We start from the raw sequence: 1,313 nt of genomic DNA, 5'->3' as shown, positions 1-1,313 counted from the left end.
AAGCCGCACAACGGGTCTCTGGGGAGGCTCGTGTGAAGTTGCCCGAGCTGCCATGGGGGAGTATGGCAGGCATGCGAAATTTTCTAATCCATGAATATGATGACGTGGACCTTGCTATAGTATGGAATACGGTGTCAGTTGATCTTCCGCCTCTTATTGTGTCTCTTGAGAAATTCTTTAGGTAGACTGAGTAAGTTCTATAAGGCGTGGATAACCTCCACGCCTTTCTTTACCCCTTAAATCCCTTTACTTAACCCCTATTTATAAGATCTGCCTCATAAACAGACAATTTTGGTAAAGTTCCTCTACTATAAGTCGATATCACACGCAACTATTCAATACATAGAAGTTCCAGGAACCTAGACCAAGCTTCGCTTATTCAAGGAGGAAGATTTTAGATGAGTATCAATGCTTTAAGCATGCGAATGCGGCATCATACGTTTGTAGCTTACTTCTTAGTGGCGGCAATGCTTCTTAGCTTTATGCCTGCTGTACCCGCGCTTGCATCTGGTGGTGCAACATTTACCGTTGGTGTAAATCCGTTACCAGTTATGGGACCGCAGGACCTTAACATCAACGTATCCGCCGATCAAACAATTACAGGCACACCGATGGTGTTGCTAATGCCTCCAGGTGAGGATACACAAGCGATCGGGTTAAATAGTATTAACCCAAACAACTGGAACGGTATGTTGTTTCATGTTGATTCCTTCACCGCGGACGGGACTTATACCGTCGAGGTATCCAATCCCGGCGACAACGCTACAAGCACAACCTTTGCGATAAGCTTGGGAGGTAGCGGCAGCACCATCGACGGTGCCGTACTTGATTTAACAGGTACACCGACAGCCGGTTGTGAAGTTCAGCTATTTAACCAGGACCCGCAATTTAATCCGCCTGTAAGCTTCAGGTTTACCGGCAACATGTCCAACTATTACTATTTTCATAACCTGCCGGCCGGTACCTACTGGCTTAAGGCCAATCCGCCCGATGATGCGACCGATACGGCTTCATCGGTTGTAACTACGGTTACGGTTGACGGTACAAATACCGTCGCCGCACCAGACCTTCAGTTACGGACTCCAAGTCTGAGAGGAAAAGTTGTAGACCCGAACGGCGTACCGGTGGGTGACGTAAGAGTATCTGCCCACACCCAGGACTATAGCCGGGAGGTGGAAGCCTTTACTAATTCTCAAGGGTACTTTGCGCTTCCACCGGTGCCACAGCCGGATGAGCATGCCCCCATCGTAGTTGAAATTCGAGGCAATCCCAGTAAGCCCATTCTAAGCTACAGCCTCCTTTACGTCAACACT

At 48.2% G+C, this 1,313-nt stretch carries 2 protein-coding genes; both read left to right on the top strand.

The window, feature by feature from the left end; genetic code table 11:
* Nucleotides 1–185, top strand: a 185-nt coding sequence (locus COY37_RS07310; protein WP_286977032.1) for a HepT-like ribonuclease domain-containing protein, incomplete at its 5' end; no start/stop codon positions are given.
* 213 nt (nt 186–398) lie between these two features.
* Nucleotides 399–1,313 (top strand): carboxypeptidase-like regulatory domain-containing protein (locus COY37_RS07305; protein ID WP_286977030.1); only part of this gene is annotated, 915 nt, incomplete at its 3' end.

The sequence above is a fragment of the Candidatus Aquicultor secundus genome, from assembly GCF_002791875.1.
Classification (GTDB): Bacteria; Actinomycetota; Aquicultoria; order Aquicultorales; family Aquicultoraceae; genus Aquicultor_A; species Aquicultor_A secundus.
This window is presented reverse-complemented; position numbering and strand designations above follow the sequence as displayed.